Source organism: Trinickia sp. (genome assembly GCF_051961175.1).
Lineage (GTDB): Bacteria > Pseudomonadota > Gammaproteobacteria > Burkholderiales > Burkholderiaceae > Trinickia.
Genome location: NZ_JBQCDN010000070.1, coordinates 1 through 4,283 on the forward strand (window position 1 = coordinate 1; position 4,283 = coordinate 4,283).

Here is a 4,283-nt window from a genome sequence, read left to right on the forward strand (position 1 = left end):
GTGGACGGCTCGATCGGTTGAATTGAAGTCATTTTGCTTTGCTCCTTGCCTTACGCGCGATCCGCGACACGTTCGCCCAGCAGGCCCGACGGACGGAAAACCAGCACGACGATCAGCACGACGAATGCGAACACGTCCTGGTAGTTACTGCCGAACACGCCACCGGTCAGATTGCCGATGTAGCCTGCGCCCAGCTGTTCGATCAAGCCCAGCACCACGCCGCCGACCATCGCGCCGCCGAGGTTGCCGATCCCGCCAAGCACGGCCGCGGTAAACGCTTTCATGCCGGGGATGAAGCCCATGTAGAAGTGGACGTTGCCGTATTCGGACGCGATCATCACGCCGGCCAAGGCAGCAAGCGCCGAGCCGATCATGAACGTGGCCGAAATCACGAAGTTGGGGTTCACGCCCATCAGGCTCGCGACGTTCGGGTTCTCGGCGATCGAGCGCATCGCGCGGCCAAGCTTCGTCTTGTGAACGAGCAGCAGCAGGCCGGCCATGACGAGGAACGCCACCACGATGATCGTGATTTCAGTCATCGAGATCACGGCGCCGACGCTCGTGTCGGTCGCCTTGATGACGTTGAGCGGATCGGTGGAGATCAACTGCGGGAACGGGAGCGGATTGCGCGACCAGATCATCATGGCCAGCGTTTCCAGCAGAATCGACACGCCGATGGCGGTGATCAGCGGGGCAAGACGCGGGGCGCGACGCAGCGGCCGATAGGCGGTCCGTTCGATCACGTACCCGACGATCGCGCACACGATAGCGGCGACGATGAGCCCGATGATGAGCGTCGGTATGTTGCCTAGCCCCGGAAAGTGGTTGTGCAGCACGTTGATCGTCGATAGCGCGACCATCGCACCCACCATCAGCACGTCACCGTGAGCGAAGTTGATGATGCCCAAGATGCCGTACACCATCGTATAGCCGAGTGCAATGATGGCGTAAACGCTACCAAGCACCAGCCCGTTGAGGATCTGCTGGATGAAAATATCCATTTAAAGCTCCTTAGCCCGTGCGACTGGATCTTCGCTTCGCGCCGGTTGTAACGCGGACGGTCGGCGAAAACCGCAACGGCACTGCGGGTACTCATAAAAAAAACCGGTAAGGGTCGGCCACCCCACGGGTACCGCTCGAAGCCGTGATTCGGCGGCAGACCCGGTGAGGCGGATGCAAAAACGGCACCGTCGGGTATTCGGTGCCGTCGCGTTGCCATGCTGCGTCACTACACCTCCACGACGTCGAGGACCGCGCGCACGCTGTCATTGAAGTCGTGAAGCGTAATGGTGCCGTCTCGCGAACCGCCGTTAACGCCGAGGGTGAAGGGGGCCTTCCGCGCACCGGGGTGCGTGGGAGACATCGCCTTCGGCGTGTTGGGCGTCTCGATCGAGGCAGCGCACTTCTTGATGTCGAACACCGCGCATGCGGGATCCGACGCCACCTTGCGGAAGCGGGCTTCGCCAAGCTGCGCGAAGTCTGCGTCCTGGTGTCGGCACGCGGGCGTTGAGCCTGCCTGCAAACCGACGCGACACCCCCGCGCACCAGGCGCGGACGGTATCTCCTTGCTGGCATCGACGCCGCCCGCAAGGATTGTTGCTCCGATTTCGAGCGCGGCCTGCGCTGCAGGCAACACACTCGCCGCAAATGTTCCGCCACTCCCGCCTGCGCTCGATAGCGGGCGCGCGAGAAGAGTGGGGAGAGGCGCCGGCACCGGCGTGCCGCGAGGCACGCACCGATGCGGACGGGCTGGCTGCACGCGGCCGCTCAACCGCGCTGCAACCTGCTTTTTGTTTTGTTTGTCCAGATCGAAAGACGCAAGGCGTACCGCTGACCGCACGGTCTGCCCCGAGGTGACGATAGCCGCCGTTTCATTCGCCGGCCCCGCGACGGCCCATGCCGCGACGCCGATGCTCGCCTCGCCGCCCTTCGTCATGCCCGATGCGGCGAAAGCAAACTTGACTTGCATTAACTAGGTCTCCTGCGCCTTACTGATACCGATGCCAGAAGGCCCGCGGACCTTGAGGACGCGCGCATTGTAACTCCAATTGCCGGACGGCCAATATGCGGAACCGGCAGGGTTTTCCTGCATTGCAACCTTTTTTTGAGACCCTTATTTGGTGCACGTCGCAACCTGGTTGCGACTTTTACCCGTTTATTAGGCGCAACCTCCGCAAACGCGGCGCGAGCGTCAATAAAAAAGCGCACCTCGAGGGGTGCGCTTTTTATGAATATCGGACTAGGGGAAACCCGAGGATGGCATCGGCACGAAAACCACCCGCGCTGCCATGCGTTCGATCTCGATATCAGTTCGGCAGTGTCAGGCCTCGCGGCAGCGGGAATGCGATGTTCTCCTCGATACCGTCCAGCGCGCGCACATGGCGCACGCCGAGCTCGCGCAGCCGGCCAATGACGGCCTGCGCAAGCACCTCGGGCGCAGACGCGCCGGCGGTGACGCCGATGCGCCGCTTACCCGCCACCCACGCGGGATCGATCTGATCCGGAGAGTCCACCATATAGGCGGGCACGCCGCGTTTTTCGGCCACTTCGCGCAGCCGGTTGGAGTTCGAGCTGTTGGGACTGCCCACGACGATCACGACGTCGCACTGCGGCGCCATAAATTTGACCGCGTCTTGCCGATTCTGGGTCGCGTAGCAGATGTCCTGTTTCTTGGGCTCGCGGATCAGCGGAAACCGGGCCTTCAAGGCGGCGATGAGATGGGCGGCATCGTCGACCGACAGCGTCGTTTGGGTGACGAATGCGATTTGCGACGGATCGTCCACCTCGAGCGCGTTCACGTCTTCGATGCTCTCGACGAGATACATGCGCTCCCCGCACTGCCCCATCGTCCCCTCCACCTCGGGATGCCCCTTGTGACCGATCATGACGATGTCGAGCCCTTCCTGCCGCATCTTCGCCACTTCGATGTGGACCTTCGTGACGAGCGGGCATGTGGCGTCGTAAATGCGCAGCCCGCGCGTCTCGGCCTCCTCGCGCACCGCCTTCGAGACACCGTGCGCACTGAAGATCACCGTACTGCCCGCGGGTACTTCTTCGAGTTGCTCGACGAAGACCGCGCCCTTTTTGCGCAGATCCTCGACGACGTACGCGTTGTGCACGATCTCGTGGCGCACGAAGATCGGCGCCCCGAACAGCGCAATGGCGCGCTCGACGATCTCGATTGCGCGGTCCACACCGGCGCAGAAACCGCGCGGCTGCGCGAGCAGAATTTCCGCCTCGGCAGCGGCGAGAGAAGTATCCGTGAGGCTCATGTCTACAGAATTCCGATGATGTGCACTTCGAAGGTCAACGCTTGGCCGGCGAGCGGATGATTGAAATCGAACAGCGCCGACGTTTCGCCGACTTCCTTTAGCACGCCCGCATAGCGGCCGCCGCCCGGCGCGTTGAACTCGATCAAGTCGCCCGGAGCAAAATCTTCGCCAACCATTCCGTTCTCGCGCAGCGTGGCAAGCGAGACGCGCTGAATCAGTTCGGGGTTGCGCGGGCCAAACGCCTGACCTTCGGCTAGCCGGAAGGTCGAATGGTCGCCCGTCTTCATCCCCATCAAAATGTCTTCCAGCGGTTCGGCCAGTTGTCCGGCGCCCAGCAGCAGCGTAGCCGGCTTGTCGCCGAATGTGTTGACGATGTCGGCGCCGTCGGCAAGTGCCAGCCGGTAATGAAGCGTGACATGCGAGCCGGCTTTCACTTCTGAAATATCGATGATGCTCATGCTGTACTCGTTGGGCAAACGTGGCTTGCGCGGCGCGAAGGCGAAGGCGGCGAACGTGGAACGGGCACGGAGCCCGCGCGCTTCGCACGCGGCGGATGGCCGCCCGCGAATCGCCGCCCGCGAATCGCCGCCCGGCGGATGGCCGCCCCGCGGATCGCCGCCCGGCGGATGGCCGCCCCGCACAAAGTCGCTATTGTAAGCCAGCTCGTGCCGGGCGGCGTGCGCCGGTCCGCGCACCGTCTGGCCAGCTCGGAAACCGGTACTGGGAGATAGACCGATGCCAGATAGTTCCGTCGTCCTTTCGCGCCCGGCGCTCGACAGGCCCGTTTCGGCGCCCGCGCGCCACCCGCGCACCGCGGGCTCGCGCGACATGCCCCGCGAACGGCTCTTCGATGCGGGCCCAGCGGTGCTGTCCGATACCGAACTCATCGCGATCTTCCTCGGCTCGGGACTGCCGGGCCACGATGTGTTCGATGTCGCACGCTCGCTGCTCGAACGGTTCGGCTCCCTGCGCGCGATGCTCGACGCAACCGCGGCCGATTTCGATGGCCTG

The 4,283-nt window shown here is 63.6% G+C and carries 5 protein-coding genes; 1 reads left to right on the forward strand and 4 read right to left on the reverse strand.

Features of this window, described 5'->3' with window-relative positions; all coding sequences use genetic code 11:
- Positions 1 to 50 precede the first annotated feature (50 nt).
- The 4 genes from ACTHL0_RS03825 to ACTHL0_RS03840 form a co-directional block, all read right to left on the reverse strand.
- Entirely contained in the window at positions 51 to 1,001 is a 951-nt protein-coding gene (locus ACTHL0_RS03825; RefSeq protein WP_440565262.1) for a branched-chain amino acid ABC transporter permease, read from the reverse strand.
- A gap of 227 nt (positions 1,002 to 1,228) precedes the next feature.
- Positions 1,229 to 1,969 carry a hypothetical protein gene (locus ACTHL0_RS03830; RefSeq protein ID WP_440565263.1) on the reverse strand — a complete coding sequence of 247 codons (741 nt, stop codon included), beginning with the start codon at positions 1,967 to 1,969 and terminating at the stop codon, positions 1,229 to 1,231.
- Between the two features lie 337 nt (positions 1,970 to 2,306).
- Positions 2,307 to 3,272 carry a 4-hydroxy-3-methylbut-2-enyl diphosphate reductase gene (ispH, locus tag ACTHL0_RS03835; protein ID WP_440565264.1) on the reverse strand — a complete coding sequence of 322 codons (966 nt, stop codon included), beginning with the start codon at positions 3,270 to 3,272 and terminating at the stop codon, positions 2,307 to 2,309.
- Positions 3,273 to 3,274: 2 nt separating this feature from the next.
- On the reverse strand, positions 3,275 to 3,730 hold the full coding sequence (locus tag ACTHL0_RS03840; protein ID WP_440565265.1) for an FKBP-type peptidyl-prolyl cis-trans isomerase: 456 nt from the start codon (positions 3,728 to 3,730) through the stop codon (positions 3,275 to 3,277).
- A 277-nt stretch (positions 3,731 to 4,007) separates the two neighbouring features.
- On the opposite strand from ACTHL0_RS03840, the gene ACTHL0_RS03845 reads away from it, so the two are divergent.
- The coding region (locus ACTHL0_RS03845) for a UPF0758 domain-containing protein (protein ID WP_440565266.1) at positions 4,008 to 4,283 on the forward strand (276 nt) is incomplete at its 3' end.

Excerpts from the sequence above, each read along its gene's own strand:
- ACTHL0_RS03825 (WP_440565262.1), bottom strand. The coding sequence starts at position 1,001 with ATGGATATTTTCATCCAGCAGATCCTCAACGGGCTGGTGCTTGGTAGC.
- ispH (WP_440565264.1), bottom strand. The coding sequence starts at position 3,272 with ATGAGCCTCACGGATACTTCTCTCGCCGCTGCCGAGGCGGAAATTCTG.
- ACTHL0_RS03830 (WP_440565263.1), bottom strand. The coding sequence starts at position 1,969 with ATGCAAGTCAAGTTTGCTTTCGCCGCATCGGGCATGACGAAGGGCGGC.
- ACTHL0_RS03840 (WP_440565265.1), bottom strand. The coding sequence starts at position 3,730 with ATGAGCATCATCGATATTTCAGAAGTGAAAGCCGGCTCGCATGTCACG.